Annotated in this window: 25 protein-coding genes and 3 pseudogenes; 18 read left to right on the forward strand and 10 right to left on the reverse strand. The window is 43.7% G+C overall.

Going from position 1 to position 26,012, the window contains the following annotated elements; translation table 11 throughout:
* Window positions 1-137: 137 nt before the first annotated feature.
* A pseudogene (locus IM485_RS09380) lies at window positions 138-804 on the reverse strand (IS1 family transposase).
* A gap of 154 nt (window positions 805-958) precedes the next feature.
* Between IM485_RS09380 and IM485_RS09385 the strand changes: the two are divergent.
* Window positions 959-1,324, forward strand: a complete 366-nt coding sequence (locus tag IM485_RS09385) for an IS30 family transposase (protein ID WP_502882173.1) — start codon at window positions 959-961, stop codon at window positions 1,322-1,324.
* A gap of 162 nt (window positions 1,325-1,486) precedes the next feature.
* Here the strand turns inward: IM485_RS09385 and IM485_RS09390 are convergent.
* The 3 genes and pseudogenes from IM485_RS09390 to IM485_RS09400 form a co-directional block, all read right to left on the reverse strand.
* Window positions 1,487-2,101, reverse strand: a pseudogene (locus IM485_RS09390) (RNA polymerase subunit sigma-70); the annotation flags it as partial.
* A gap of 213 nt (window positions 2,102-2,314) precedes the next feature.
* Window positions 2,315-3,091 carry a M48 family metallopeptidase gene (locus IM485_RS09395; RefSeq protein WP_104395733.1) on the reverse strand — a complete coding sequence of 259 codons (777 nt, stop codon included), beginning with the start codon at window positions 3,089-3,091 and terminating at the stop codon, window positions 2,315-2,317.
* Between the two features lie 63 nt (window positions 3,092-3,154).
* Window positions 3,155-3,439 carry a hypothetical protein gene (locus IM485_RS09400; RefSeq protein WP_104395732.1) on the reverse strand — a complete coding sequence of 95 codons (285 nt, stop codon included), beginning with the start codon at window positions 3,437-3,439 and terminating at the stop codon, window positions 3,155-3,157.
* Here IM485_RS09400 and IM485_RS09405 point away from each other — a divergent pair.
* Both IM485_RS09405 and IM485_RS09410 read left to right on the forward strand, forming a co-directional pair.
* Window positions 3,438-3,683, forward strand: coding sequence for a hypothetical protein (locus tag IM485_RS09405; protein WP_104395731.1), 246 nt, complete (start codon window positions 3,438-3,440; stop codon window positions 3,681-3,683). The genes IM485_RS09400 and IM485_RS09405 overlap by 2 nt on opposite strands.
* A gap of 58 nt (window positions 3,684-3,741) precedes the next feature.
* A complete protein-coding gene (locus IM485_RS09410; RefSeq protein ID WP_287742625.1) occupies window positions 3,742-4,530 on the forward strand; it encodes an ECF transporter S component in 789 nt (262 codons plus the stop codon).
* A 150-nt stretch (window positions 4,531-4,680) separates the two neighbouring features.
* On the opposite strand, the gene ilvC is transcribed toward IM485_RS09410, so the two are convergent.
* Window positions 4,681-5,673: a ketol-acid reductoisomerase gene (gene ilvC, locus IM485_RS09415; RefSeq protein ID WP_104395730.1), complete on the reverse strand. Its 993-nt coding sequence runs from the start codon at window positions 5,671-5,673 to the stop codon at window positions 4,681-4,683.
* 515 nt (window positions 5,674-6,188) lie between these two features.
* On the opposite strand from ilvC, the gene pilM reads away from it, so the two are divergent.
* The 4 genes from pilM to IM485_RS09435 all read left to right on the forward strand — a co-directional run bounded on the left by pilM (window position 6,189) and on the right by IM485_RS09435 (window position 11,030).
* Window positions 6,189-7,310, forward strand: a complete 1,122-nt coding sequence (pilM, locus tag IM485_RS09420; protein ID WP_104395729.1) for a type IV pilus assembly protein PilM — start codon at window positions 6,189-6,191, stop codon at window positions 7,308-7,310.
* A gap of 9 nt (window positions 7,311-7,319) precedes the next feature.
* Window positions 7,320-8,090 carry a PilN domain-containing protein gene (locus IM485_RS09425; RefSeq protein ID WP_104395728.1) on the forward strand — a complete coding sequence of 257 codons (771 nt, stop codon included), beginning with the start codon at window positions 7,320-7,322 and terminating at the stop codon, window positions 8,088-8,090.
* Window positions 8,087-8,860: a pilus assembly protein gene (locus IM485_RS09430; RefSeq protein WP_104395727.1), complete on the forward strand. Its 774-nt coding sequence runs from the start codon at window positions 8,087-8,089 to the stop codon at window positions 8,858-8,860. Before IM485_RS09425 ends, IM485_RS09430 begins: the two co-directional genes overlap by 4 nt.
* 73 nt (window positions 8,861-8,933) lie before the next feature.
* Window positions 8,934-11,030 (forward strand): secretin GspD/PilQ domain-containing protein, encoded by a 2,097-nt coding sequence (locus tag IM485_RS09435; protein ID WP_104395726.1) that lies wholly within the window; start codon window positions 8,934-8,936, stop codon window positions 11,028-11,030.
* A 370-nt stretch (window positions 11,031-11,400) separates the two neighbouring features.
* Here IM485_RS09435 and IM485_RS09440 read toward each other — a convergent pair whose 3' ends face one another.
* Both IM485_RS09440 and IM485_RS09445 read right to left on the reverse strand, forming a co-directional pair.
* Entirely contained in the window at window positions 11,401-12,447 is a 1,047-nt protein-coding gene (locus IM485_RS09440) for a S66 peptidase family protein (protein WP_104395725.1), read from the reverse strand.
* 261 nt (window positions 12,448-12,708) lie between these two features.
* A complete protein-coding gene (locus IM485_RS09445; protein ID WP_002781546.1) occupies window positions 12,709-13,176 on the reverse strand; it encodes a CBS domain-containing protein in 468 nt (155 codons plus the stop codon).
* Between the two features lie 161 nt (window positions 13,177-13,337).
* Between IM485_RS09445 and IM485_RS09450 the strand changes: the two genes are divergently transcribed.
* Together IM485_RS09450 and nadC are read left to right on the forward strand one after the other, a co-directional pair.
* The gene (locus IM485_RS09450; RefSeq protein WP_287742629.1) at window positions 13,338-13,904 is read left to right on the forward strand and encodes a Uma2 family endonuclease; all 567 of its coding nucleotides are present in this window, start codon (window positions 13,338-13,340) and stop codon (window positions 13,902-13,904) included.
* Between the two features lie 71 nt (window positions 13,905-13,975).
* A complete protein-coding gene (gene nadC / locus IM485_RS09455) occupies window positions 13,976-14,824 on the forward strand; it encodes a carboxylating nicotinate-nucleotide diphosphorylase (protein ID WP_104395722.1) in 849 nt (282 codons plus the stop codon).
* A gap of 54 nt (window positions 14,825-14,878) precedes the next feature.
* Here nadC and IM485_RS09460 read toward each other — a convergent pair whose 3' ends face one another.
* Window positions 14,879-15,676, reverse strand: coding sequence for an SAM hydrolase/SAM-dependent halogenase family protein (locus tag IM485_RS09460; RefSeq protein ID WP_104395721.1), 798 nt, complete (start codon window positions 15,674-15,676; stop codon window positions 14,879-14,881).
* 134 nt (window positions 15,677-15,810) lie between these two features.
* On the opposite strand from IM485_RS09460, the gene pirA reads away from it, so the two are divergent.
* The 9 genes and pseudogenes from pirA to IM485_RS22985 form a co-directional block, all read left to right on the forward strand.
* Window positions 15,811-15,972, forward strand: a complete 162-nt coding sequence (pirA, locus tag IM485_RS09465; RefSeq protein WP_002733724.1) for an arginine synthesis PII-interacting regulator PirA — start codon at window positions 15,811-15,813, stop codon at window positions 15,970-15,972.
* A gap of 155 nt (window positions 15,973-16,127) precedes the next feature.
* Window positions 16,128-16,292: a DUF8624 family small hydrophobic protein gene (locus tag IM485_RS09470; RefSeq protein WP_016516873.1), complete on the forward strand. Its 165-nt coding sequence runs from the start codon at window positions 16,128-16,130 to the stop codon at window positions 16,290-16,292.
* Window positions 16,285-16,740: a GNAT family N-acetyltransferase gene (locus tag IM485_RS09475; protein ID WP_002750513.1), complete on the forward strand. Its 456-nt coding sequence runs from the start codon at window positions 16,285-16,287 to the stop codon at window positions 16,738-16,740. Before IM485_RS09470 ends, IM485_RS09475 begins: the two co-directional genes overlap by 8 nt.
* Entirely contained in the window at window positions 16,725-16,943 is a 219-nt protein-coding gene (locus tag IM485_RS09480) for a hypothetical protein (protein ID WP_104395719.1), read from the forward strand. The genes IM485_RS09475 and IM485_RS09480 overlap by 16 nt, the downstream gene beginning before the upstream one ends.
* A gap of 55 nt (window positions 16,944-16,998) precedes the next feature.
* On the forward strand, window positions 16,999-19,059 hold the full coding sequence (locus IM485_RS09485) for a protein phosphatase 2C domain-containing protein (protein WP_287742633.1): 2,061 nt from the start codon (window positions 16,999-17,001) through the stop codon (window positions 19,057-19,059).
* 121 nt (window positions 19,060-19,180) lie between these two features.
* The gene (locus IM485_RS09490) at window positions 19,181-20,230 is read left to right on the forward strand and encodes a hypothetical protein (protein WP_287742635.1); all 1,050 of its coding nucleotides are present in this window, start codon (window positions 19,181-19,183) and stop codon (window positions 20,228-20,230) included.
* A 134-nt stretch (window positions 20,231-20,364) separates the two neighbouring features.
* On the forward strand, window positions 20,365-21,963 hold the full coding sequence (locus tag IM485_RS09495; protein ID WP_287742638.1) for a SpoIID/LytB domain-containing protein: 1,599 nt from the start codon (window positions 20,365-20,367) through the stop codon (window positions 21,961-21,963).
* Between the two features lie 240 nt (window positions 21,964-22,203).
* Window positions 22,204-23,337 carry an RNA-guided endonuclease InsQ/TnpB family protein gene (locus IM485_RS09500; RefSeq protein WP_016516871.1) on the forward strand — a complete coding sequence of 378 codons (1,134 nt, stop codon included), beginning with the start codon at window positions 22,204-22,206 and terminating at the stop codon, window positions 23,335-23,337.
* Between the two features lie 395 nt (window positions 23,338-23,732).
* Window positions 23,733-23,873, forward strand: a pseudogene (locus tag IM485_RS22985) (RNA-guided endonuclease TnpB family protein); the annotation flags it as partial.
* An 11-nt stretch (window positions 23,874-23,884) separates the two neighbouring features.
* On the opposite strand, the gene IM485_RS09510 reads toward IM485_RS22985, so the two are convergent.
* Together IM485_RS09510 and IM485_RS09515 are read right to left on the reverse strand one after the other, a co-directional pair.
* Window positions 23,885-24,574, reverse strand: coding sequence for a potassium channel family protein (locus IM485_RS09510; RefSeq protein WP_002750520.1), 690 nt, complete (start codon window positions 24,572-24,574; stop codon window positions 23,885-23,887).
* A gap of 102 nt (window positions 24,575-24,676) precedes the next feature.
* Complete coding sequence (locus IM485_RS09515; RefSeq protein ID WP_104395715.1) at window positions 24,677-26,011, reverse strand: TrkH family potassium uptake protein; 1,335 nt, start codon at window positions 26,009-26,011, stop codon at window positions 24,677-24,679.
* Window position 26,012 lies beyond the last annotated feature (1 nt).

Raw genomic sequence — 26,012 nt, forward strand, 5'->3', positions numbered from 1 at the left:
ATTAAAGCAGCTCTAAAGAGTTTTGAGTTAAAAGTTAAACTTCAAGTTTTCATTCAGGACAAATGTACTGATTAACTAATTTTTTGGGGAAAATTAGTTAACCCATTATTATAACATATAATTAATTTGCAAGAGTTCTATGATAAAATACCAAAGGGTTCCCCAACGTGATTCTCGATTTTTTTAGAGAAAGATAGACTCTCTCTCACCAGCAGAGAAATCTTTTGTCTAAAGGTATTATTTAATCTTTCAATAGGATTAGTTTGACCAGTTTCTTTCCCGACTGGTCGATGACGTTTACTGGGAATTACTGTCTTATAGGACTCCCAAAAGTCTGTGTAAGTAACAGCGCATTGTCGGTAAACACCTGGTAAACTGGCCCCAAAGTTTTTTGGCTGATTGACGACTCCTATCTCCTAAATAACAAACAATAATTTTCCTTATTTCTCTATCAATTAACCGCCAAATATAAACCTTTATCGTTTTAGAAAAAACAAAAGATCACCCTTCGGCTTCTCTCAGGCTTCGGCCGTGAGCTCAGCCGAACGGGTCAACGTCGAGGCTTCGACGGTGAGCTCAGCCGAACCGCGAAGTCGAGACGTTGACATAATTTTGTAAACATGACCAACTTACCACTGTTACTCTAGCAATTTCTCGCAAGAAAATTTGTTCGAGCAAGAGTTGATCAATTAATTGTTTGGTTTCGTCAGAGACGGTTTTATTAGTGAGATTAATTACAAACGGTTGACCACATTCTTTACATTAAAATTTGGGTTTTCCATTATGAATAGAACCATTCTTGATAGTATGGTGAGAACCACAATTAGGACAGGAGAATAGAGGTGAACTAGGGGGGGTATTTTGTTCGGTGCTAGACTGATATTTGAGTAAGCCAGACAGGCGCCAGAAAAAGATATTTATCAGAAAAGTCATGATCAAGCTAGAGGTTTAAAGACTGATCGGGTTCCAATTATTTTTATTAATAAATATTTTACACAATTCACACCAGGTAAGCAAGAGAGCTACGCCACTACTACCGAATCATTACCGAAAAACCTTTACTTGTGACAACGGCAAAGAATTTTGTGGACATCAAGAGTTGATTCAGAAACTAGGAGCAGATTTTTATTTTGCTACTCCTTATCATTCTTGGGAGAGGGGATTAAACGAGCATACCAATAGACTGTTAAGACAATTTTTTCTCAAGGGAACGAATATCAAAATGGTTAAGCCAGAGCAGGTAGAAAGAGCCATAAACTTGATTAACAATCGTCCTCGAAAATGTCTTGACTATCAGACCGCCAATGAGGTAAGCTGTTCGTAATTTAAATTGCTTGTTGAGACGAGGCAAAAGGCAAGAGGCAAAAGGCAACAGTAAAGGGATTGGGGGAGGTTCAGCTAATCTAAGAATAAGCGGTTTAAATGCGTCTTAGCTTATTCTATAAAAGTAGATCAGATAGTGATGCAATTCAGACTTGAATCGGCCATTTTGTTGCGACTCGCGAAAATTTTCCGCCGCTTCTAATTGCTGCCAAGGGGTATCATGGAGAGTATCTTCGATCATTTCCTCCCTCGTGCTACTTTCCCCATCTCCTAAAGGTTGCTGTAGGGAAATTGTTTTTCCTTGGGGAAATAAATAATCAAAAATAGCTTGTCCTGCATCCTTTAACCATCGGGTAATTGTCGCAGAATTGATTTTGATGGTGGAGTGGCTATCCGAATTATAGGCAGCGACGATTTTTGTCCAGATTTCTGGACTAGGTTCCTGAATTTTACCATCGGTTTTTATTTTTGCCTGGGCATAAATTTCTTTATAGTAATCCCAAGCTAAAAGGTAATTTTCGAGAGTTTCTCCCACTAATCCCCTCGCCTGGAGAGCTTGGGTGAGACGCGCTCCAGTAGAATTAAGTAGTAGGCTCCAAGTATTATGGCCGAATGCTTGACTAATCTGACGGATGCGATCAATTAAGCGATACTTAATCCTCTGAGTGGCAAAATTATCGAAGCGAGTGGAGAATAAAGGCTTAAAGTCAGCTAAGATAGCCTCAAAATCAAGAATTCCTTCGTTAAAGTAGTCTTCGATCTGATAATTTAGTTTAGCCTAATATTGTAGGGTTTTACTGATTTTGAGGACGTTCGGCGAGCTCAGTCGAGTGGACGGTGAGCCTGTCGAACCGCCGGGGTCAATTACCTAATTTTCAGGGAAAAAGTACCTGAATTTCCCCCCCAATCACTGCAATGGTCGGTACTTTTTGAGGGAAAAAAAGTCTAAAAACCTTGTTGGATAAGGTTTTTAGATTTTATTCAGCAAACCCTAGTTATTAACCGAATCAAGCTGTTTTTGCAGTGCCACAATGCGATCATTTGTAGCTGGATGGGTGCTGAGAATTGTCGGGGTGGAACCCCCCTGTTGTGCTAATTTTTGCATAAAGGAGATCATCGCCGTGGGTTCATAACCAGCCTTGGCCAAATTTTTTAAACCCAGTCGGTCCGCTTCTAATTCATCCTTGCGACTGTTTGGCAAACTGTAGGCGAGATTAACCCCCAATTGTACCCAAGTTTTTGTCTCTAATCCCGCCGCACTGAGAAGTCCTTGGGCGAGGGCAGTATTGCGTAATTGGGTGATAGAATGACGACCGACGATATGGCCGATTTCATGGGCAATAACACTGGCTAATTCCGCCTCATTATCAGCAGTTTTAATCAATCCCGTGTGTAAATAGACAAATCCACCCATAGTTGCGAAGGCGTTAATGCTATTGTCGCGCACCACTTGAAAAGTGTAGGGAAGGTCAGGGCGATCGCTAGTTGTGGCTAATCGCTGCCCGATTTCCTGGACATATTGGTTAATTCTGGCATCTTTGGACAGTTTCACCTTACCTGATTCTAATAAACCTTGATTAATCTGCCTACCGATGGCGACTTCCTGCTGAGGAGAAATAGTGGAGAGTTGAATAACTTGCACACCCCGAAAAAGTAAATCCATCCACGAGAGCGCGAAACTGGATTGGGGATTGATAATCCCGATGCTCAGGCTGAGCAGCAGAGAAATTATTGTTAATAGCCAAAAACGGTAGAAAATAGGGCGCATAGACGATTCGATCCCATAAAAACCTCATTCCCATTCTAGACAGTGCCTATCACCCTTTGTCTGTTACTGTCCCCGATTGGTTTGATAGACGTAGAAGTTAAATAAATCGAATAAACTGCCAACAAAAGCAAAAGTAACAGCGATGGTTAACATTCCTTGTAGGGGATAACCGTCACCGAAAATGGTTAAAAATTGCAGGATTTGGCTAAAACCCGCCTGACAAACCCAAGTAAAGCCGGGGACGTGACTGGTGGCCAATAAAGCAGTTAAAATTGAACCCACTAAGAGGACGGGAGCAACAAAACTTAATAGGGTGGAAAATAGCAGAGAACGGAGCAAAGTAAGCATGGGTGCTGATCTCCAGAGAATTGGGGGCGATCGAACGGGAATAATAACTTATACTCGCTCCCCTATAGAATATACGTTCATCTCGGCCAAGGACAGTTTTTTAAAAAATCTTAAAATATCATTAAGATTCTTGGCCAAGGAAAATATGGCAGAGGAAGTCCCCACAGAAGCGTACACTGGCGGGGATGCGCCGAACGCCTCCTTTCCGCTTGCTCAAATCCGCTGCTATAACGTTGGTCAATAACTGCCCGAAGCGGATAAAACCAGAGGATGATAGAAAAGTTAGAATTACCCTTTCATCTATGACCCTAGATATTATCCCCGAAGGGGAAGAACGCAAAGTAGAAGCTGTCAGTAGTGCCGCTATTGATGGTGCGCCGATCGCCTATATTGTCGTCTTAGCGGCCATTGTCACTACCCTTTCTTTTATTCCTTTCTCCATTGTCCTCGCTTCCGGCGGTAGTATGCCCCTCAGTCAAGCGGTTTTTCCCCTTTTGGGTTGGTTACTCGGCCCGATCTCTGGGGCGATCGCTAGTGGCATTGGGTCCTTAATTGGGGCTTTCCTTGCCCCCTACACGGCAGGAATTCCCGCTATTTCGGTCTTTGGGGCAATTATAGCCAGTTTTGTCGCGGGAACGATGGTTTTAGGCAAAAAACGCCGTTATTGGTGGTTAGGATTGACGTTAATTTTTCTGATTCCCCTGTTTATCTACGCTAACCGGGCGATCGGACTGAACGGTATTTCGCCACGAGTCTTTATTGCCGGGGCTTTCGTCGATTGGTCGGCTTTGGTATTATTTATCCTACCAACCCGGACTCTGTTTACCCATTGGATCAAAGGTAGTAATTTTGTCCTAGTAGCAGCGGGAATTTTTGGCGGTACTTGGACCGCCAGCGGCCTCTCCCATTTGGGGGCCGTCGCCATTACCTACTCGATTTTTAACTGGCCTGAAGAAGTCTGGATCGCTTTAATTGGGATCGTTCCCATAGAAAATCTGATTCGTTCCCTCGTCGGTATGGTGATCGGTTGTGGTGTCATTGCCGGTTTACGGGCGATCGGTCTGGTCAAGTCACGAGAGGCGATCTACTAGGTAGGAGCTGCTGAAAAAGTTTTTCCTGGGGACAGGGTGTGGGGTGTGGGCTTCGGCCGTGAGCTCAGCCGAACGGGTGTGGGGTGTAGGGGCGGACTCAACGGGAAGAATTCCTGCGTTGCGTCCAACCCGACAGCGAAAAAAAGCGAACTAGCGTTTTAGCCAACTCATCATCGCCCGCAGATCCTGACCGACCTCTTCGATCGAATGTTCTGCTTCTTGACGACGCATAGCGGTGAAACCAGGTTTACCAGCTTGATTTTCGAGGACAAACTCTCTGGCGAATTGTCCCGATTGAATTTCCCGGAGGATTTTCCGCATTTCGGCCTTAGTCGCTTCCGTCACCACCCGCGGACCACGAGTATAGTCACCGTACTCGGCTGTATTGGAAATACTATCGCGCATTTTGGCTAAACCGCCCTCGACGATCAGATCGACGATCAGTTTTACCTCGTGTAAACACTCAAAATAGGCTAATTCGGGCTGATAACCAGCTTCCACGAGGGTTTCAAAGCCAGCTTTAATTAAAGCACTTAATCCGCCGCATAATACTGCCTGTTCGCCAAAAAGGTCGGTTTCTGTTTCCTCGCGGAAAGTGGTTTCCAAAACCCCGGCCCGAGTGCCACCGATACCTTTAGCGTAGGCCATTGCCCGATCACGTGCTTGGCCGGTAGCATCTTGATAGACGGCGAATAAACAGGGGACTCCTTGACCTTGTTCGTAGGTGCGACGGACGAGATGGCCCGGTCCTTTGGGGGCGACCATCACCACATCGACATTATCTGGGGGAACCACTTGGCCGAAATGAATATTAAAGCCGTGGGCAAAAGATAACACCTTGCCTTCGCTTAAATTCGGAGCAATTTCGTTGATATAAATCGTTTTCTGCACTTCATCTGGTAAGAGGATCATGATCCAGTCGGCAATTTTAGCGGCTTCGGCCACATCATAAACCGGAATACCGGCTTCTTTGGCTTTGATTGCCGATTTACTGCCGGGATATAGACCAACAATCACATTAACGCCGCTATCCTTGAGATTTAATGCGTGGGCATGACCCTGGGAACCATAACCAATAATAGCGATCGTTTTTCCCGCTAATAAATCTAAATTGGCATCCTCATCATAGTACATTCGTGCCATCGAACTCGCTCCTTGAACTTCTTTTGTCACTGTGCAAACTCCTAATTATACGCGAAAATCACGCCCGTCAGAAGCCTTTGATCGCCTATTTCTAGGAGTCAAGAAAAAATAGTGTCGAGAAAATTTGAATTTTTCTCGATCTATTTGGGTACTCTAACTAGGGAAAGCTGACTTGATCTAGTGGAGCAGAAAAAAAAGGGGGGGTAATGGCCAATTTTTAGCTTGGACTTGGTTCTTTCACCAAAATTGATTACAATATCATCATCAATAGGTGCTTCCTCTCCCCTCACCCAGTCAAGATTAACCTCGCTCTGAACACAGATAATCAGGTTAATATTAGTGCAGAAATAGCTTCTCTCCCCCTCGATTTTCAGCTGTTCTGGGTAATTTACCCAGTTAGGATCGTTTATAGACCGATTTACTGCCTTGAGCGATACTAGATAAAATCAGGTGAAAAGATCAAGATTATTGGCTTTGTTGATCACCAATTCCCTTAGAGCTGCCCCAGAAAATCTATGGTAAGTTTTTTTAAGAAGCTATTGACAAAAAAAACTCAAGGTATTGGGTTAGAGATTACCCCAGAGCGCCTTAACGTGGCTCAGATCGCCAAACAGAAACAAAATTATAAATTAGTTAAATATTGTTCGTCGGATATCCCAGAAGGCATCTTTGAGGAGGGAAAAATCGTCGATCCCGTCGCTTTAGCGGAATTAATCCAAGAAGTCCTCAAGGAAAATAAAATTACTAGAAAACGAGTCGCTACTGCTGTCCCCATGCGCGAGTCAATTATCCGGATTATCCCTATTCCCTCGGAATTGGACGAGGAGGAATTGCGCGATCTGGTCTTAAATCATGAAGCTAATTTATACCTTCCCTATCCGCGGGAGGAAGTGGATATCGACTACCAAAAACTGGGCTACTTTCAGGATGAAGACGGCATCGAAAAGGTGCAGGTTTTGCTGGTAGCTACTCGTCGGGAGATCACCGATGCCTATATGGAAACCCTGCAACGGGCAGGATTACAGGTAGATGTGCTAGAAATTAATAGTTTTGCCCTAATTCGGACGATTCGCGATCAGTTGCGACAGTTTAGTTCCAATGAAGCTACCGTTATTGTCGATATAGAATTTGATAACACGGAAATTGCCATCGTGGTGGAAGGCGTTCCCCAATTTTCCCGCACTGTCCCCATCGGCACTTCCCAGCTACAAAATGCCATTTCCAGGGCGATGAATTTGCCCAGTTCCCGCAGTCCTGAGATTCTTTTGGGGATGACAATCCCGACCACTGCCTTTGATAGTCTTGGCACCAATACCAGTGCTTCCAGAACCTTTACCACCGCCGGGATTGCCGCACTGATGCGGGTTTTAGGGGAATTAACCGATGAATTGCGGCGATCAATTAATTTCTATCTTAACCAAAGTGATGAACTGGAAATGGAAATTGTCCAGTTACTTTTAGCCGGTCCCGGGGGCGGTTTAGCACAACTAGATGAATATTTTACTCAACGTCTTAGCATCCCTACCATGCCCATCGATCCGATCGCAGCCCTGAACTTAGATATCAATCAAGAGATTCCTAATACCCAAAGACCTGGTTTAGGAACAGTTCTCGGTTTAGGATTGCGGGAGGTATAGATAAAAATTATGTATAGTCTTGACGTTAATTTTCTCAAAGATCGCCATCTTAACCGAACAGTCCAAACAACCTCTAACTTCGAGATTTCCACCGTTATTAACCTGAGTAAACAAGTACCCCTGTTCATCGGTGGGGGAGTGGGGGCCGGATTATTGGCACTGACGGGATTACTCGGTGTAACCGTCGGTTGGAAAACTGGCGAAACTCAGGCCAAAATTCAGCAACTGGACGGGGAATTAGGTCAAGTACAAGTCGAAAGTAAAAAACTAGAAGACATCAGAGGGGAACTAAAAGCGGTAGAAGCAGAAAATAAAGCTCTGGTGGGTGTATTCAATCAGATTAGGCCTTGGTCAGCCATTCTCCAAGAAATTCGCCAACAAACTCCTCCTACTGTGCAGTTAAATAGTGTGCAACAGGTGGAGGTTCCCGCGAACCCCAATCAAGGACAACCCAATCCAGCTACTCGCTTAAAAATCAGTGGTTTTGCCAGTAATTACGAAGCAGTCAATGATTATCTCTTAACCCTACAAGCTTCTCCTTTTTTACAGGGTAAGCAAACGGTGATCGAAAGTGCTGCCCTGGCCGATTTACCCGTAGAGGTGGACAATCAGTACACAAATATTAGTATTACTTTCCCCCAAGTGGTTCAATTTGTGATCACCGCCCAATTAAGTGATACTCCCACCACTCAACAACTGCCCAATCTTGCCCGGAATGGAGCGATCGGAGTTATCACCAGGATTAATACTCTCAAAAACCAAGGAGCCATTCAACCATGACCTTTAACGAAGAATTTGAGAAGCTGAAATTAGAGGAATTTGAGGAGTATCCTATCGCTTTCGGGATAACTTTTACTCCCCGTAATAGTGGCATCGCTGCCGCTATGCTAGGTTTACTTGGCTCCCTCTATCTGCTTTTTAACTGGGTGATGCCCGCTTATAATATCTTGCAGCAACTGCAAACCGATGCAGCCGACAAAAAACAACTGCTAGATCAACAAAAAAGCCGTCTCGAATTTTCAGAATTCCAAAAAATCCAGAGTCAGTTACAACAAAAAAAAGCTATTAAACAGAAAATTCTCTCGCTTTTTGCTAAAGAAAGGGACTTAAGCACTATTCTCTTAGATGTTAGTAATATCTTTAAGTCTCGCGATGTTAAGCTGGTTAGTTTTCAACCCCAAGGACCAGAACCAGTGGTGGTCTCCGATGGTTCCCTCGGTAGTGAGGTTAATAATAAGCTCAAACGTCAAACTTTTAACGTCAAGATGGAAGGGAACTATGCTAAAACTCAAGAGGTTATTCGGGATTTAGAAAGATTACAGCCGCTCATTTTGCTGAACAGTCTCAATACCCAGATGGAAAAGCAAGGATCGACGATTAAAGTGATTAGTACCGGCAAGAATAAAGCCACTATCGTTCCCCAAAGCGATAAACCTGTGACTACCACCTTTCTTCTCGATGTGATTATTCCTCTCAATGCCGAAGAACTAGCGAAATTAGCACCACCACCCCCCACCGAGGGTCAACCCCCCGCTAGTCCGTCCCAATAATAGTCTTCCATCTGGTGTGAGTATTGCGTTTTTTGTCCGTTGAATCCCGTAATCGTTGAGGAGTGAAGTTAAAGTGAATCCGTCCCGTTATGCCCTGTTTATCCCCCCAATTGCCTCGTTTTTATTGATGGCTCCCCTGAGCGCCTTGGCTGAAACCGCCATTTCCTTCCATGGTTCAGATTTAAAATCCTATACATCAAAAATTGAATTTTCGCAGGAGTTTAGTAAAGAAACTTTACAAAAATCGCCAAATCAGCTTGTCCCTTCCAGCGCAGCTGTACAAAAGGAAATTAGCGATCGCATTTTAGCCAGTGAAAAACTGCTCGCTCAAAGTGCGCCCCTTGTCCCCAATCCCGAAATTATCATTCAAGGCATACCTCAAGCCCCCGGCGCTCCCACCCTACCCCGGGCCATCGCCCCACCGGTGGGAGATATTGCCATCTCTAATGTCGATGCTAGTGCCGAAAAAGTCAAATTCGAGCGTAATATCACTGTACCTCGCATTTTACTGCGGGAAGCTTCCGCTAGAGAAGTTTTAATGACCCTTGCTAACATTGCCGGTTATAACGTCGTTTTCACCAGCGCCCAGGGAGAAGCTAACGCCACCTCTCAGACAGTTTCCTTAGAATTTACTAACGAATCGGTGGAAAACATTTTTAACGCCGTCTTGTTAATTTCTGGACTCCAGGCCAACCGTCAGGGTAGAACCATCTTTGTCGGGGCGCAATTACCTCAAGGCGCTCGTAATTTGATTAGCCGCACCCTGCGCCTCAACCAAGTTAAAGCTGTCGCCGCCGCCACTTTCCTCGCCACCCAAGGGGCGGAATACCAGCGTTTAGTTACCCAAACCGAGGATATCGTCGATCCCCTCACCGGACGAGTCATCGGCCGCCGGGATACTCCTCCCACCCTAGAGGCACTGGAACCCCAAAAAACAGAAGGCTCAAAAGCTGCCCTACTTTTAACTGGTTTAAGAATTGCCGCCGATGATCGCCTTAATTCTATCAATTTAATCGGCGAACCCCGGCAAGTCCAAATCGCCACCTCTTTATTAACCCAACTAGATGCCCGTCGCCGTCAGGTGGTGGTTAATGTCAAAGTTATCGATGTTAACCTGCTCAATACAGACCGTTTTAACAGTAGTTTTTCCTTCGGTTTTAACGATGGTTTCTTCGTTCAAGATAACGGGGCGGCAGTGCTGAACTTTGGTAATATAAACCCACCCAGTAGTCAGACTGTAGGCAGACAAGGGGCTTTTGCACAACCAATTGTGCCGATTTTCGATATCATATCGGGTACGGGGACAACAGAAATTCAACCTTTTCTTGACATTCAGAATGGCGCTCCCTTTGGCCGTGTCAACCAGGGACCGAATGACTTTGTAGGTGGCACAACACCCTATGCTCGTCCTAGTTTTGGTCGCACTGTTAACCCCTTTCAACCCGGTTTGAGTGATATTAATATTGACCCAGAGACGGGAATAATAGAGTATGAATACGAACCCCCGACCCTATTCCAATATCCCCAAAAATTCTTGATGACCCTGCAAGCGTCAATTCAGACAGGAAATGCCAAGATTCTCACCGATCCCTCGCTGGTAGTGCAGGAAGGTCAACAGGCCACCGTTAAGCTAACTCAGAAAGTTTTAGAAAGTGTACAGACGGAAGTGGATCCGCTCAGTGGGGTGCGGACTATCACTCCTGTGTTGGCTGATGCGGGCTTAACTTTAGCGGTAAACGTCGATCAGGTGGATGATAACGGCTTTATTTCCCTCTCCGTTAGCCCTACCGTGGCTTCTCCCGGTCCGCCAATTGAATTTAACAGTGGTGGTATCAACTCTGGTAACACCCTTACCCCTCTGATTCGTCGGGAATTAACTTCTGGTTTAGTTCGTCTGCGGGATGGACAGAGTTTAATTCTTTCCGGGATTATCCAAGAAACACAACAAAGTTCTGAGGCAAAAGTGCCGATTTTAGGCGATATTCCCATTTTAGGGGCTTTATTCCGCAGTCGGACCAATCAGAATAATCGCAGTGAGGTGATTATTCTCCTCACTCCCAAAATCATCGAAGATTCGGCCACCTCTACCCTCGGTATCAACTATCAACCGGGCCAAGATGCGGCGGAAATGCTTCAGCGTCAAGGTTTCCCCGTACAACCGCGACAGTAATTAGGGTTTGCGGCAAAAAGTTTTTCGTGCGGGCAGGGTGTGGGGTGTGGGGTGTGGGGTGTGGGGTGTGGGGTTTTACCGATTTTGAGGTAGTCAGTTACCTAATACCAATTCTCCAAAGTCTGACTACAGAAGTTTAATCCCCCTAAATCCCCCTTAAAAAGGGTGACTTAAATTCGATGTGTAGTTTTCATTTAGAGAAATGGTATAATGTTCAGGGAAAAAGTCCAGGAATTTTACCCCCGATCCCTCCAATGGTCGGCACTTTTTGAGGAAAAAAAAGTTTAAAAGCCTTATCCAACAAGGTTTTTAGATTTATTCAGCAGCCCCTAATTAGCTTTTTCAGTTATCGGTAATCAGTAATCAGCTTTTAGGGTTTACTAACCGCCGATTCTAACATGGTAATTGTTCCCCGATTAGCATCAAATTCTACCTCAATACCGATGGGAATAGTTTCAATAATTTCCAAATGTCCGATCATTAAACCTAAACAAGCGGGAATTTTTAAAGGTTGAATATATTCTCTGATCACTTCTTCTAACGTCAAGGAACCATAGTCACTATTGGCACTACAATTGCTACATTGACCGAAGATAAATCCAGCTAAATTATCGAAAATTCCCGCTAATTTTAATTGATTTAACATGCGATCAATTTCATAAACATCTTCACCAATATCTTCTAAAAATAGGATGGCTCCGGTAAAATCTGGTAGATAGGGAGAACCAACTATTGATGCTAAAGTGGTTAAATTACCGCCGATTAATTTACCTTTGGCTTGACCTTTAGTAATAGTTTGAATGCGATTTTTTACCTGCATTAAACGATTAGCATCATCGGGATCGGGAACATTTCTAAAAGTTAACTTTTCCCCAGAAAATAAAACTTGTCGAAAGCTTTCAGTTTGAGCAGTGCGCCAACTAGAAAAGCCATTGGGAGCATGGAAAGTAACTAAACCAGTTTTGGCATAAATAGCCAATAATAAAGAAGTTATATCACTAAAACCACAGATGATTTTAGGATGACGACGAATTAAATCGTAGTCAAGATAAGGTAATAAACGAGCGCTTCCCCAACCGCCACGAATTGGTAAAATTAAGGCAATATTATCATCGGCAAAAAATCGATTTATATCCGATGCTCGCTCCCTATCTTTACCAGCTAAATAACCATAACGATTTAAAGCGTGTTGACCAACTTTTGGGACTAATTTTAAAGCTTTAACAGCCTCAATGACTATATTCAAATCATCTTCTTTAAAAGTTGCCCCCGCCGGACTAATAATACCCAATCCATCCCCCGGTTGTAGATGTGGCGGTTTAATTAGAGGAAAATTATTACTAACAACTTTTCTAGGAATTAGGGAAAAACTAACAGCAGTTAGGGCAGTAGTAGTGAGAAATTGACGGCGCTTCATCCTGATAGTTTTTAGAGAAATTGCCAGGGAAATAAGAATTGAGGGATTAAGTAGATAGGTGTTAAAAATTGTCAGATATGACCCTTAATAAGGGGGGATTTAAGGGGGGATCGAGGGAAAAAAAGGTTTCACAATTGCCCCAGCTAAATCGATTTTTCCCTCAATTCGCATCAAGATAGTTTCTAGGGAATAAGTAACCGTTTCTTGAGATTGATTCATTTGTTCAAGATCTTTTAGTTAATTGTTGCCCTAGAAAAGCCATTATGCTTCCGATTTTGCCATATCGCGAATGATATCGCCGCGAGTGACAATACCAATTACTTTGTGGGTTTCTTCCTCAATCACCGGTAAACGACGCACATGACGATCATACATTAACGAGGCCGCTTCTTTCAAAGGGCGATCAGCTGTGATACTAATCGGTTTATCGGTCATTACTTCCCCCACGGTTTGACCGAGAGCTTTATGGAGTAATTTCTCGTGACGGCTAGGATTTTGTAGATAGATGACGCTGTCGAGGAGCATAATGTAAGGAGGAGCTTCTACTCCCGTTTCCTGCCACATAAGGTCAGTTTCGGAGATAACCCCAATCAGTCGCATATTGTCATCCACCACGGGTAAACCGCTAAACCGCTTTTCGGCCAAAATCTTCACTGCTTCGGACAGAGAAGTGTTAGCGGTGACGGTGATGGGATTGGGAGTCATGATATCGGCAACTGTTTTCGTCATCTTAGCGACCTGCGACAATAATGCTTTCTCTCTCCATCTTATCATTAGGGTAATCAGTCGCCGCTTAATTATGACTATTCTTCAATCTTCGGCTGAGAAAATGGTATAACATAAAAAGGAAATGGGATATTAATTTAGTTAGTTGACAAGGAAAAAGAAAAATGATCGCTCAACCTCAATACCCAGAAAAAATGACCCCGGAAGAGTATCTAGAATGGGAAGCTACCCAGGAATGTCGCCATGAATATATTGATGGGGAAATTATCGCCATGACTGGGGGTAGTCTGCCTCATAATGATATTACCCTAAATTTTTACAGAACTTTATATTCTCATCTCCGTCCGCGAGGCTGTCGAGTCAATGTATCTGATGCGAAAGTCCAAGCTAATCATAGTCGTTATTTTTATCCCGATTTGGTGATTAGTTGCGATTCTAGGGATAGAGAATCTCGTAATTTTATTCAACATCCACAAGTGATTATTGAAGTGCTTTCCCCCAGCACAGGAAACTATGATCGCACTAAAAAGTTACAATATTATCGTCAGATTCCTAGTTTACAAGAATACGTTTTAGTCGATCCTGAATCGATCAGTGTTGAGGTTTATCGTCGCGGTGAAGATAAAATTTGGTTTTACTGCGCTTATAGTCAAGGGGAAGAAATTATTCTATCTAGTATCGATTTTCACTGTGCGATCGAGTTAATCTATGAAGGGATAAGTTTCGATTAAAGAAAGTTTACAAACAGGTCAAACCTTCCTAGAATTAAAATAAATACGTCCCGATTGTTTCGATAAATTCTATGTTACCGCCCCTATTAGTTCTTGATCCCTTGTTAGAAAACTGGTTACGAGAAGATCTCGGTAGAGGCGATCGCACCACCCAAGCAATTTTCTTCGGTCATGCTAAAATCGGTCAAGCCACTTGGATTGCCAAGGAAGCGGGAGTTATTGCCGGTTTACCCGTAGCTGAACGAGTTTTTCAACTACTTAACCCCACTATTCACTTTACCCCCACCGTTGCCGAGGGGGAATTCTGCCCCAAATCTAAAGTTATTGCCGAGATAGAGGGTTCCTTCGATGCGCTGTTAATCGGGGAAAGAGTCGCTTTAAATCTTGCCATGCGCTTGAGTGGGATTGCTAGTGAAACTCGCAAATATGTGGAGAAAATTGCCGATTTATCGACAAGATTGGTGGATACTCGCAAAACTACCCCCGGATTGCGAATTTTAGAAAAATATGCCTCCGGTATCGGTGGCGCTATTAACCATCGTTTGGGGTTAGATGATGCAATTATGATTAAAGATAATCATATTCAAGCAGCCGGCAGCATCGAGGAAGCAGTGCGTCGTGTACGGCAAAATATGCCCTATCCTCTCACAATTGAAGTAGAAACTAGCCAATTAGAAGAAGTGAATCAGGCCCTACAGCAGGAGGTAGAGATCATTATGTTAGATAATATGGATTTAGAGATGATGCAAACTGCTGTGGAGATGATCCGCAATTTTAATAGTAAAACCAAAATAGAAGCATCGGGAAATATTACCCTCGATCGCATTCGCAACGTTGCCGAAACAGGAGTAGATTATATTTCTACTAGCGCCCCGATTACCCGTTCTACTTGGTTAGATATTAGTATGAAAATTGATTAAAAGGCTATATCAGTTATCAGTTATCAGTTATCAGTTATCAGTTATCAGTTTTGATCACTGACTCCTATCTATTGTAACCTCGATCGCATCGCCAATATTTAGGTGTAATTGCTTTTGGGCGCTGCCACTATTGACGGCAACTTCTAACCCCCCGTGACTACCGATAAAAGCGACTATTTCCCCCGAAGGAACATCACTGTAGGTGTTTTTTGTGGGGATAATTTTTGGACCCAACTGCACTGACCAATTTTTTCCCTCTAGGAGATAATCGGGAATATTACTGATTAAATTGCCGAAAATGTCAATATATTGAATTTGACCCCTAATTTTATCTTCCTCGATTTGCGGAATAGCGATCGCTAATTGTTGCAAGCTATCGGGATCAATAATCTCACCTAACATTTCTAGGGGTACTCCCCGGGCCAAATAAGCGGCCACAGGAGCAAAAATATCACGACCGTGAAAAGTAGTGCTAGGGTTAGGGGTGCGCCAATAGGAAGAATTATTGAGATTAACGGCAGATATAGCGATAGATTGACTTAAAATGCCACTAAATAAACCATTATCTGGACCAACTAAATAACCACCAGCAAAACGAATCCCTACCCCGCGTCTTTTGCTTCCTACCCCTGGATCTATAACTGCCAGATGAATAGTGCCTTGGGGAAAATATTGATAGGCATTCAGGAGGATAAAACGACCAGCGTAGAGGTCTTGGGGCGAAATTTGATGATTCAGATCGATCGTGCGAGCATGGGGGGCAATTCCTGCGATTACTCCCTTGATAATGCCCACATAACCGTCCTGTAGTCCAAAATCGCTAGTAAGGGTTATTAGTGTCTTTTCCGTCATTGACTGGTTCCTAGGATGGCCAACGGCTTTAATAAATCTTAACGCCAAATTCAGTAACTAAAGATACAGTTTACCAAGGAGAATGTTATGATTTAGATATAAGGTAAGTTAAGTCGCTCAAAAGTCTGTCCATCATGAACAAAAATCGTCAGCAAGTCCTAACACAGGCCACCGTCGCTCATAGAGAAACACTTCGCAGAAATTTGCAACACCGACTGGAAGTAGCTAGAGCGCAGGGAAATGAAGCTTTAGTGCGTCAATTAGAAGCAGAGGCGGCCTATTTGCACCTTCGTTAGATTTAATCGGTGTTTAGTCATAGTCTAGTTGTCGGTTTGTAGTGATCGGTATGCCGATCACTTTTTTTTAGGCGAATTTTTAGGAAAAAAATTGCCGATATCTCCACTGGCAATCCCTAAAATAGAAAGAACAGCAGTTTAGAGATCAAATAATTATGGCTTTTTTCCGGCAATATATCGCCCCGTTCCTTACTATCTTAGTGTTTTTAGTTGCTCTGGTTGCCACTGGCATCCGGATTTTTTTGCCGGCAGATTTAGCGGCACCCGCTCCGATCGAGCCATCCCTGGGCATAATTTTCTCTTATCCTTGGCATGGCTAACCTTCCCGAAGATTATCGGCTGCGACTGGGCAAAATGGGCGATCGCTATCTACTCATTAATTTTCTCACCCGCAGCTATCAAGAATTTTTTCCCGAACAAAAAAACCTCTCCCATCTAGCTGATACAGTCAGACAGTTTTTTGGCCTTGATACTCCCCTGTGGATCGTCGAAGGACAACAAACGGCGATCGCTTGTCTCTGGATGGGGAGCGCCGTCGATCAGGTGACAGGCGATCGCTATGGTCATATTTTCCTAATTTACGTCGATCCCCAGCATCGTCGCCAAGGTATCGCCAGCGCACTAATCGATCGAGCTAAGGATTGGGCAAAAAGTCGCGGACAAACCCGCATCGGTTTACAGGTCTTCATCAATAACGACAATGCTCTCAATCTCTACCAAAATCTCGGCTTTCAAACTCGCTCTTTGCTGATGTGGAAAAATATTTAGAAACTTTTAGGAGCTGGTCGTCAGGAGACAGGATTCAGGAGACAGGAGACAGGAGATTATTTTATTTATTCTCCCCACACCCCACACCTCACACCCCAGACATACCTATAGAGATGGCACTGTCAGCATTAATTATTCCTAATCGAGCGACAAAGGGTAGAATTTGGGAAACACTGCAATACACTGGCAGTCATCGTGGGTAAAAACACGCTATTTTATTAACCTATACTAACCGCGCTTTAGGAGTCAGCAGTTTTCATGGATTCCGTGATAACCCTCCAATGTCAAAACCCAACCTGTCTATCCCCGAACGCTCTCACTAATAGATTCTGTGAAAAATGCGGTACTCCTTTAGTTAAGCGCTATTTATGGATGATGGGTGATTGGGTGAGAAGCTATTATCGTGTTGGCGAGCTAATTGATCATCGTTATTTGGTCAAACAACCACAAATTGTTCTTGATACTAAACCCGCTCAAGCACCCCAATCGCCAGAAGAACCTCCTAGCTGGCTCTCCCTCTACCTAAAATTGTTACCATTCCATCTTCATATTCCCCAAGTCTATGGCTATATTCCCAGTCCCGACGAACGCTTAAATATGGACATCTGGCTGTTAGAATACGGCACTATTCCCCTCGATGAAACGGGAGAATTAATTTATCCAGAACTATTGCCCACTCTGGACGAGGTTTGGTCGCAAGCTTCCGATTTAAGACAAATTCACTGGTTATGGCAAATGGCCAAACTCTGGCATCCCCTCCAGAAAAAAGCTGTGGTTTCCAGTCTGCTTAACCCTTTTCTGACGAGAGTGAATAATCAGCTGCTGCAATTGCTAGAATTAAGCAAAGACGAGGCTGCCGCTCCCAATTTACGAAATTTAGGGGCTTTCTGGGCCGGTCTAATACCGACGGCAGCCGCTAATATTCAAGATTTTCTCGCATCCCTGACCCAAGAGCTAGAATCCGGTGATCTCGATCGCCCAGAATCCCTGATCGCTATTCTCGATTATGCACTACAGCACTACGGTGCGGGTCAAGAACGCAGCTATGAGATTTTCACCTGCACCGATACCGGTCCGCTGCGGGAACATAACGAGGATGCCTGTTATCCCCCAGCTAATCAGGCCATCACCCTGTCTAATGGTCAAAATCCCTTCGACAAAGCTCAGGGCAAGCCCCTGGCGATTGTCTGTGATGGCATCGGCGGTCAGGAAGGGGGCGAAATCGCTGCCCAATTGGCGATCGAAACCCTGCCTAGGGAAATTAATCCCAGTCCCACCAGTGATATTGAAATCTATCCCGATAGTTACAGTCTTGTCCTCGAACAGGCGATTCGTGTCACCAATGATCTGATCAGTCAACGCAACGATCAGGAGTCAAGACAAGATCGCCGGCGCATGGGTACGACTCTAGTTATGGCTTTTGGCCATGCTGAGGAAATGTACGCAGCCCATGTGGGGGATTCCCGTATCTATTGGATTACTCCCCAAGGTTGTCATCAAGTGACGGTAGATGATGATCTCGCTTCCAGGGAAGTGAAATTAGGCTATCTCCTCTATCGTGATGCCATACAGTATCCCAACGCGGGGGCTTTGGTGCAAGCTTTGGGCATGGGTAGCGCCACTAATCTCCATCCCACTGTTCAGAGGTTGATTGTTGATCAAGATTGTGTTTTTCTCCTCTGTTCCGATGGTTTAAGTGATTATGATCGGGTAGAACAATACTGGGACAGTGAAATTCTGCCTCTTTTGCAAGGAGAGAAAACTGTAACCGCAGTGGGGGAAAGTTTATTACAACTAGCTAACCAGAAAAACGGTCACGATAACTCCACCATCGCCCTAGTTTATTGTCGGGTAGTTCCTGCGGCTGAAACTGTCAGGCCTTTAATTTATGCTGAGGCCAAAGAACGAATTATTCCCCATCTTAATGACCAAGATTTTGATCACAACGGGGACACCGACCCCGGGGAAGAAGTGGTAACGGCAATACCCACTCCCCCCCCCGCGTCTTCTTCGGTTCCTAGTCCTACCTCTTCCCCCCCACCCACTACGGTTTCACCCCTAGTCGTGGCAGCGATCGCCGTCGGTGTTCTCGGTTTGCTGGCTGCGATCACTTGGCAATTCTTGGGTCGTCATCCCGCTTCCAATCCATCAATTTCTCCCGCACCTGTCAACGATCCTAGTCCAGTGATGACACCTTCCGCACCTGTCACCAGTCCGAGTCCCACGACCGGGACGACACCTTCCGCAACTGTCACCAGTCCGAGTCCGGTGACGACACCTCCCGCACCTGTCACCAGTCCGAGTCCCCCCAATCCCTAATTCATAATTCCCACTTCCCCACTTCCCCACTTCCCTATATGTGGCTGAAGATTAATCGGCTTGTCGGGGGTTGCCTGAGCGAGTTAAGATAAAATGCCTGATTAACTGCCGAGTCTATCCTATGGTTGATGCTGCGACGTTCTCCTCCGACACCTCCGCGATCATTGATGCCTTTGAAACGCCTCTAGAGTTTAACTTTCAACTGCCGGATCCCGAAGATGAAACCATCCAAGATCATGATTTTCAGCAGCAACTGGATTCTTTTTGGAAAGTCTGCGATCGCTTTGATTTGCAAACGGAAATCTGGCGGGGGCGAATTTTGCGAGCTATTCGCGACCGGGAGAAGCAAGGCGGTGATAGTCGCGGTACAGGCTTTTTAAACTGGTTAAAACAGCGAGAAATCACTAAAAGTCAAGCTTATGCTCTGATTCAATTGGCTAATAGTGCCGATACTCTCCTAGCGGAAGGACAATTAGATCCCGATAGTATCAATAATTTTAGTAAACGCGCCTTCGTAGAAACGGCCAAATCTGCCCCCGAAATTCAAAAATTAGTCAGTGATGCAGCCCGACAAGGGGAGAGAATTACCCGTCGGGAGGTGAAGCAATTGGCCGATGAATGGACGGCGATGAGTTCAGATTTACTACCCGATGAAGTGAAGGAAAAGGCCAGCGATGGTAGTTTACCGGCGCGTCATCTCGCTCCCTTAGTGAAAGAATTAGAAAAGTTACCCGATACTCATATCGACACTCTCCGTCAAGAAATCGCCGCTAATCCCGATGTGGACACGGTAAAATTAATCACCTCGGAAGCACGCAGTTTAGCTAAATATCTCGATGCGGCGGCCCAAGTACAAACTCTCCGACGGGGTAATTTAGATATTGAGATGGCTCTAGAAGAAGCTTTGCGCGTCGATTGTCTAAATACGGCGGCGGATCTGGTTAAACAAGCCACACAATTAGAGCAGGCCGTGGCTAAACTTTATACTACTTGGAAACGTTTGGGTAGTTTGTCCGATCGCCTCTATGTGGATACGGGAGCAAGTAATCCCCATCTGCGATCGATGTTAACCTGTTTGGAAAGTTTAACCAGTGAAGTGATCGAAGTAGAACTGGATGAGGGTGGGCAAAAAACGGTACGTTTACGCATTATCAGCGATGGGGAAAGTTAGATGCTTTGTTGAGTATTGGGGTTTTTAGGGTTTTAGCTGAAATTCCCCATTTCCCCATTTCCCCAACGGCTTGCTGCTATAATCTCTGAATATCCTCAAATTTTATGAAAACTTATTAACAGATACTTGACTTTATGCTAAAAATCAAGGAAAAAAAACCAATAATTAGCATCGGTTCCATAACTGCGGCGATCTTGCTCAGTTTAACCCTAATTCCTGCCGCTATAGCCAAGGATGTCCTTCTGAGAGTGGGCATTGTCCAACGTTTTGGCGATGAAGCCAAGGAAAAATTAACCCTGAGTAGTACCAGTGGTGATAATCTCACCCTGCGCGTGGTGGGAGAAGATGGCCAATCCCAAACCCTGCAAACCAATCGCCTACAATTAGAAGTTATTCCCCGTCCCCTCGCTTCTCCCATCCTCCAAGAAAAAGTCATTTTGAGCGACCACGCCACCTTTGAAACCGCCGAAAATAGCGCCAAAAACTGGGCAAAAATGGGCATTAAAGTGGAAATTACCCAACCCGGACGCTGGCAGGTTTGGGCAAAGCGAGAAGTTTATGAAAATCCCCTAGTGCGACGTTGGTTGCTGACCAGTTTGCAAGCAAAAGGCCACAATCAACCCTATATTAATAGTGTTTTACTCAAAGAAAAGCCGCAAGTTTCTTTCCAGATCAACGGGGTGCGCTATTTTCCCAAAGAATTGGAAATCGAGAGCCAAAAAAACCTGATTCAAGTTACCCATAGCCCCGATCAGGTACGTTTGTACGGTGGGACTATGCGCCTACAGCCCAACGCCTACGGCACTTTTACCCTAGTTAATAACGTTCCCCTCGAAACCTACCTGCGCGGGGTTGTACCCCACGAAATCGGTCATGATGCTCCAGAAAGTGCCACCCAGGCGCAAACTATTATCGCCCGTACCTACGCCCTCCGCAATCTCCGCCGTTTTCAAGCCGATAATTACGAACTCTGTGCCGATACCCATTGTCAAGTTTATTATGGATTGACGGGAACTAATCCCCGGGCTGATCAAGCGATCGCAGCCACCCAAGGACTGGTTTTAACCTACCAAAATGAGTTAGTGGATGCCCTTTATTCCTCCACCACCGGCGGAGTAACTGCCCTCTTTAGTGATGTGTGGGATGGGGAAGAAAGACCTTATCTCCGGGCAGTGGTGGACTCCCCTAATCGAGTTTGGGATCTGTCGAAACAATCCCTCGCTAATGAGACAACTTTTCGCCAGTTTATTAATCTTAAAGATGGTTTTAATGAGACGGGACGACGGGTTTTTCGCTGGCAAAAACAAGCTTCTTTAGCTGATTTGAGTCAAGACCTAGAAACCTATCTAACACGGCGAAAACATCCCCTTGCCGACTTCCAGAAAATCCAATGGATGGAAGTGACTAAGCGCTCTCCTTCTGGTCGGATTCTGACTATGACCATTCAAACTGATAAGGGGATTTTGGAACTGCATAAAAATGAGGTGCGTAGTGCCTTAGGACCGCCTCGCAGTACCCTATTCTACATCGATCCTATCTACGATACCAATCGACAGATCCAGGGTTATAACTTTATTGGTGGCGGTTTTGGCCACGGGGTGGGATTAAGTCAATTTGGTTCCTATAATTTAGCCCGTTTGGGTTGGTCTCCCGAACAAATTCTCGCTTTCTATTATCCCGGCACCACCATTCAACCTCTCAATAATTCGATTGTCTTTTGGCGAGGAAATTAATCAGTTATCAGTTATCAGTTTCTGAAGGCAATAGGCAATAGGCAATAGGCAAGAGAAAGGCTCTGACAATTCTCCTACCTAAAAAGAGGATTAGAAACTAAGTAAATCAAATGTTTGACTAAAATTTACCGAAATTTTGGGTTAAAGCCCCGTCCTTTTAGGACGGCTTTTTAAACTATAGCTTGTTAACTTAACTTTTATTGTGCTATACTGATTTTATCTAAGTAACCCGTGCGTAAAATGTTTGTCTTAGAGTTTAAAGTTAAAGCTAAAACTCAACAGTATCAAGCCATAGACGATGCTATTCGTACTGCTCAATTCATCCGTAACAAATGTGTAAGGTTATGGATGGATACAAAAGGTACGGGTAAGAACGATTTATACCGATATTCTAAAGAATTAGCTCAGGACTTTAAATTTGCCGATGAACTTAATTCAACTGCTAGACAGGCAAGTGCTGAACGTGCTTGGAGTTCAATTAGTCGTTTTTACGACAACTGTAAACGTAAAGTATCAGGCAAAAAGGGGTATCCTCAATTTAAAAAATCTCGCTCTGTTGAATACAAACAATCAGGATGGAAGCTTCTTAGCCCTAAAACTGTTAAGTTCACTGACAAGAAAAACATTGGTGTTCTTAAGTTGGTAGGAACTTGGGATTTAGGGTACTTTCAAGAATCCGATATTAAACGGGTTAGGTTGATTCGGAGAGCGGACGGTTATTATTGTCAATTTGTCCTTTCTTGTGACGTTAAAGAAGATGTTAAACCATCAGGTAAGTGTATTGGTTTAGATGTAGGTTTGGCTTCTTTCTATACAGATAACAATGGCAACAAGGTTGATAATCCTCAATTCTTGAGAAAGTCCGAGAAACGATTAAAACGACTTCAAAGGCGATTATCTAAAAAGAAAAAGGGAAGTAAAAATCGTCAAAAAGCTAGACAAAGATTAGCTAAAGCTCACCTTAAAGTAAATAGGCAACGTCAAGACTTTGCTGTGAAATTAGCAAGGTGCGTAGTTCACTCTAGCGATGTGATAGCCTACGAGGATTTAAGAGTTAAGAACTTAGTCAAGAATCATTGTCTAGCTAAATCGATAAATGATGCGGCCTGGTATCAGTTTCGGGAATGGATAGAGTATTTTGGGGTTAAATTCGGCAAGATAACGATTGCTGTCTCACCGAATTATACAAGCCAAAACTGTTCAAACTGTGGTGAAACTGTCAAAAAATCTTTATCGACTAGAACCCATCAGTGCAAATGTGGATGTGTTTTGGATAGGGATGAAAACGCCGCAATCAACATCCTTAAAAGGGGACTAAGTACGGTAGGGCATCAAGGGGATTGGTTGAGAGAAGCGACTAGCGAGCAGAATTGAATAAACTCCTGTTTACTCATTCCATTTTTTGCTAGATTCGCTCTATCTGACACCCACTCAAGATTCGTCAACTCTTTAGCAAGGTCTGGTCTATTCTTCTTAGATTCGATGTGGTCAATATGCGTGTTTACTCCCAAAACCAGTTTTTCGCCTGTGTAAGGACAGTAAGGATGATCGTGGAATTTGGATTTCAAAATCGCTACGGTTTCTTTATCGCATTTGCCGATAGCGCACTTGACCGCATTTTGTATGTAATGATCTTCGCAAAGTTGATTGCTGTTAAGAAGTCTTGGTCTAATGCAAAAACGGCAAAGACCTTTTTCGATACGATTTCTTCTTTCTTGAGCCTGATTTTTTCCCATACCAATATTATAGCGTACGCTATTAATAACGTACGCTTGTTGGGTACGGCAGGGCGTGTCGGAACCTTTGGGCTCGATCCAATAAACGCTTGGGGAGAGAATACCTCTACTTTTTCAGAAGCAATTCTGTCTAAGCAAGTAATCTCTGTGAACCAAGAATCCCCGTCTCTTTAGAGCGGGGAGTGTCAAATCGGTAAACGCTGAATATCTCGGTTAGAACCAATTACCACCATGGCTAAATCCTTGTGTAATCTTTCTTGGGGATTGGGGTTAATCTTGAATTTTTCCGCATTACCGACAGCGACAATATTTAACCCATAACGATTACGAATTTCTAACTCTGCTAGGGTTTTACCGTGAAAAGCCTCCGGGACTTTTAACTCGACAATACTATGTTCGGGATCGAGATCAAATCGTTCTAAAATTGATGGTCTAGTTAAACGGTGCGCTAACTCACAACCGGCATCATATTCGGGAAAAACTACTAAATCTGCGCCAACTTTTTTGAGTAATTTTCCATGGATTTCTGTGGAGGCTTTAGCTGCGACAAAATTAACCCCCGCTTCCTTACAATTGAGAGTGGTAATGATACTTTCTTCCACGTATTTACCAATAGCGACAATCACCGTATCGGTTTCAAAAATTCCCGCTTCTCGCAGAGCGTTAGGTTTGGTAGAATCAAGCTCGATCGCATTATCTACTATTCGATCAGATAACGCTTGTGCTACTAATCCTTCGTCAATATCTGTCCCTACCACCTGATAACCTTGTTTGCGTAAGGTTTCACAAACGGCACGCCCAAATCTGCCTAATCCGATGACGGCAAATTGACGATTTTGGGGACGCATACTACTAAAAAATTTAATTGATTGCATAATTTTAAGTGAAACTGTTACGCATTTAAAATGCTAGTGTCAATGAGTGGGGAGACAGGAGAAACTGATAACTGATAACTGATAACTGATAACTGATATTAATTATCCCACTAAAAGGTTTTCTTCGGGGTAATTAATAACTGTTGGTTTCGGATCGCCGATAATAGCCGCTATTAAAAGTATAACTCCTACCCGTCCCAAATACATCATAAAAACAATAATTAACTTAGAAATCGGTGATAAAGCGGCGGTTATCCCCATAGATAGGCCGACAGTTCCAAAGGCAGAAACTACCTCAAAAAACAGCTGAATCATTTGAAAATCTGTCTCCACAAATGAGATAGCTAGGGTGGAGATAATAATCGCTATAACTGAACCAAAAACCACCGCCATTGACTTTAAAATTAACGGCATAGGAATGCGTCTTTGATAAAGAGTAACTTCTTCACGGCCTCTTAAAACCGAGCGGGTACAGTTGTATAAAATCCTAAAAGTTGTGGTCTTAATACCGCCCCCTGTACCGCTAGGACTGGCACCAATAAACATCAAAGCCATGGTAATTGATAAACCTTCTACGGAAATTTTACCAATATCAATGGTATTAAATCCTGCTGTTCTCGATGTTACCGATTGGAACCAAGCGGCCAGCAATTTATCTTTAATTGATAAATTAGCAAAAGTGTCACCATTTCCCTGTTCAGTAAGTAAAAAAGCCAAGGTTCCTATCACTAATAAAAATATAGTTGTGCTGATAGCAACTTTATAGTTAAGAGAAAAAACAAAGCCTTTTCGTTTATATTGAAAGCGGTAAATAAACCAAGTGTAAAACTCGATAATTACCTGATAACCGATACCTCCAAAAATGATCAATCCTGTGATAGATAAGTTAATAATAATTGAAGACTGATAGGACATTAAGTTATCTTTAAACAAGCCAAAACCCGCATTATTCCAAGCACTAATACTATGAAATAAAGATAACCACACTGCATATCTAAAATCATACTTTTGTGCGAAGACAGTTAACATAACCAAAGTTGCTGTTAACTCAAAAACTAGAGTAGTAGCAATCACTGATTTCATTAAACTTTGACTACCTTGTAGGAAAGGTCGATCGAAGGATTCTTGAATTGCTAACTTCTGTCTCAGGTCAAATTTTCGCCCAATTAATAACATTAAAAAAGTGGTAGTGGTCATATATCCCAGTCCACCCACTTGAATTAATAAAGCGATAAATAATTGACCCCAAAAAGAAAAATAAGTACCCGTATCTACTACTGCTAAACCCGTGACACAGACGGCAGAAGTGGAGGTAAAGAGGGCAACAATTGGATCATTCCAAGTGCCGCTAGTGGTAGAAACAGGCAACATCAACAGGGAAGTTCCCGCTAAAATTACCGCCATAAATCCCAAGCAAATTGTCCGGGCAATCGTCATA

The sequence above is a fragment of the Microcystis sp. M169S2 genome (assembly GCF_020245865.1).
Classification (GTDB): Bacteria; Cyanobacteriota; Cyanobacteriia; order Cyanobacteriales; family Microcystaceae; genus Microcystis; species Microcystis ichthyoblabe_A.

Excerpts from the sequence above, each read along its gene's own strand:
- IM485_RS09425 (WP_104395728.1), top strand. The coding sequence starts at position 7,320 with ATGTATAGTCTTGACGTTAATTTTCTCAAAGATCGCCATCTTAACCGA.
- IM485_RS09445 (WP_002781546.1), bottom strand. The coding sequence starts at position 13,176 with ATGACGAAAACAGTTGCCGATATCATGACTCCCAATCCCATCACCGTC.
- IM485_RS09405 (WP_104395731.1), top strand. The coding sequence starts at position 3,438 with ATGGGTGCTGATCTCCAGAGAATTGGGGGCGATCGAACGGGAATAATA.
- IM485_RS09450 (WP_287742629.1), top strand. The coding sequence starts at position 13,338 with ATGATCGCTCAACCTCAATACCCAGAAAAAATGACCCCGGAAGAGTAT.
- pirA (WP_002733724.1), top strand. The coding sequence starts at position 15,811 with ATGAACAAAAATCGTCAGCAAGTCCTAACACAGGCCACCGTCGCTCAT.
- IM485_RS09400 (WP_104395732.1), bottom strand. The coding sequence starts at position 3,439 with ATGCTTACTTTGCTCCGTTCTCTGCTATTTTCCACCCTATTAAGTTTT.
- IM485_RS09460 (WP_104395721.1), bottom strand. The coding sequence starts at position 15,676 with ATGACGGAAAAGACACTAATAACCCTTACTAGCGATTTTGGACTACAG.
- nadC (WP_104395722.1), top strand. The coding sequence starts at position 13,976 with ATGTTACCGCCCCTATTAGTTCTTGATCCCTTGTTAGAAAACTGGTTA.
- IM485_RS09475 (WP_002750513.1), top strand. The coding sequence starts at position 16,285 with ATGGCTAACCTTCCCGAAGATTATCGGCTGCGACTGGGCAAAATGGGC.
- IM485_RS09515 (WP_104395715.1), bottom strand. The coding sequence starts at position 26,011 with ATGACGATTGCCCGGACAATTTGCTTGGGATTTATGGCGGTAATTTTA.
- IM485_RS09410 (WP_287742625.1), top strand. The coding sequence starts at position 3,742 with ATGACCCTAGATATTATCCCCGAAGGGGAAGAACGCAAAGTAGAAGCT.
- IM485_RS09430 (WP_104395727.1), top strand. The coding sequence starts at position 8,087 with ATGACCTTTAACGAAGAATTTGAGAAGCTGAAATTAGAGGAATTTGAG.
- IM485_RS09490 (WP_287742635.1), top strand. The coding sequence starts at position 19,181 with ATGGTTGATGCTGCGACGTTCTCCTCCGACACCTCCGCGATCATTGAT.
- ilvC (WP_104395730.1), bottom strand. The coding sequence starts at position 5,673 with ATGGCACGAATGTACTATGATGAGGATGCCAATTTAGATTTATTAGCG.
- IM485_RS09485 (WP_287742633.1), top strand. The coding sequence starts at position 16,999 with ATGGATTCCGTGATAACCCTCCAATGTCAAAACCCAACCTGTCTATCC.
- IM485_RS09510 (WP_002750520.1), bottom strand. The coding sequence starts at position 24,574 with ATGCAATCAATTAAATTTTTTAGTAGTATGCGTCCCCAAAATCGTCAA.
- IM485_RS09495 (WP_287742638.1), top strand. The coding sequence starts at position 20,365 with ATGCTAAAAATCAAGGAAAAAAAACCAATAATTAGCATCGGTTCCATA.
- IM485_RS09440 (WP_104395725.1), bottom strand. The coding sequence starts at position 12,447 with ATGAAGCGCCGTCAATTTCTCACTACTACTGCCCTAACTGCTGTTAGT.
- IM485_RS09500 (WP_016516871.1), top strand. The coding sequence starts at position 22,204 with ATGTTTGTCTTAGAGTTTAAAGTTAAAGCTAAAACTCAACAGTATCAA.
- IM485_RS09395 (WP_104395733.1), bottom strand. The coding sequence starts at position 3,091 with ATGCGCCCTATTTTCTACCGTTTTTGGCTATTAACAATAATTTCTCTG.
- pilM (WP_104395729.1), top strand. The coding sequence starts at position 6,189 with ATGGTAAGTTTTTTTAAGAAGCTATTGACAAAAAAAACTCAAGGTATT.
- IM485_RS09470 (WP_016516873.1), top strand. The coding sequence starts at position 16,128 with ATGGCTTTTTTCCGGCAATATATCGCCCCGTTCCTTACTATCTTAGTG.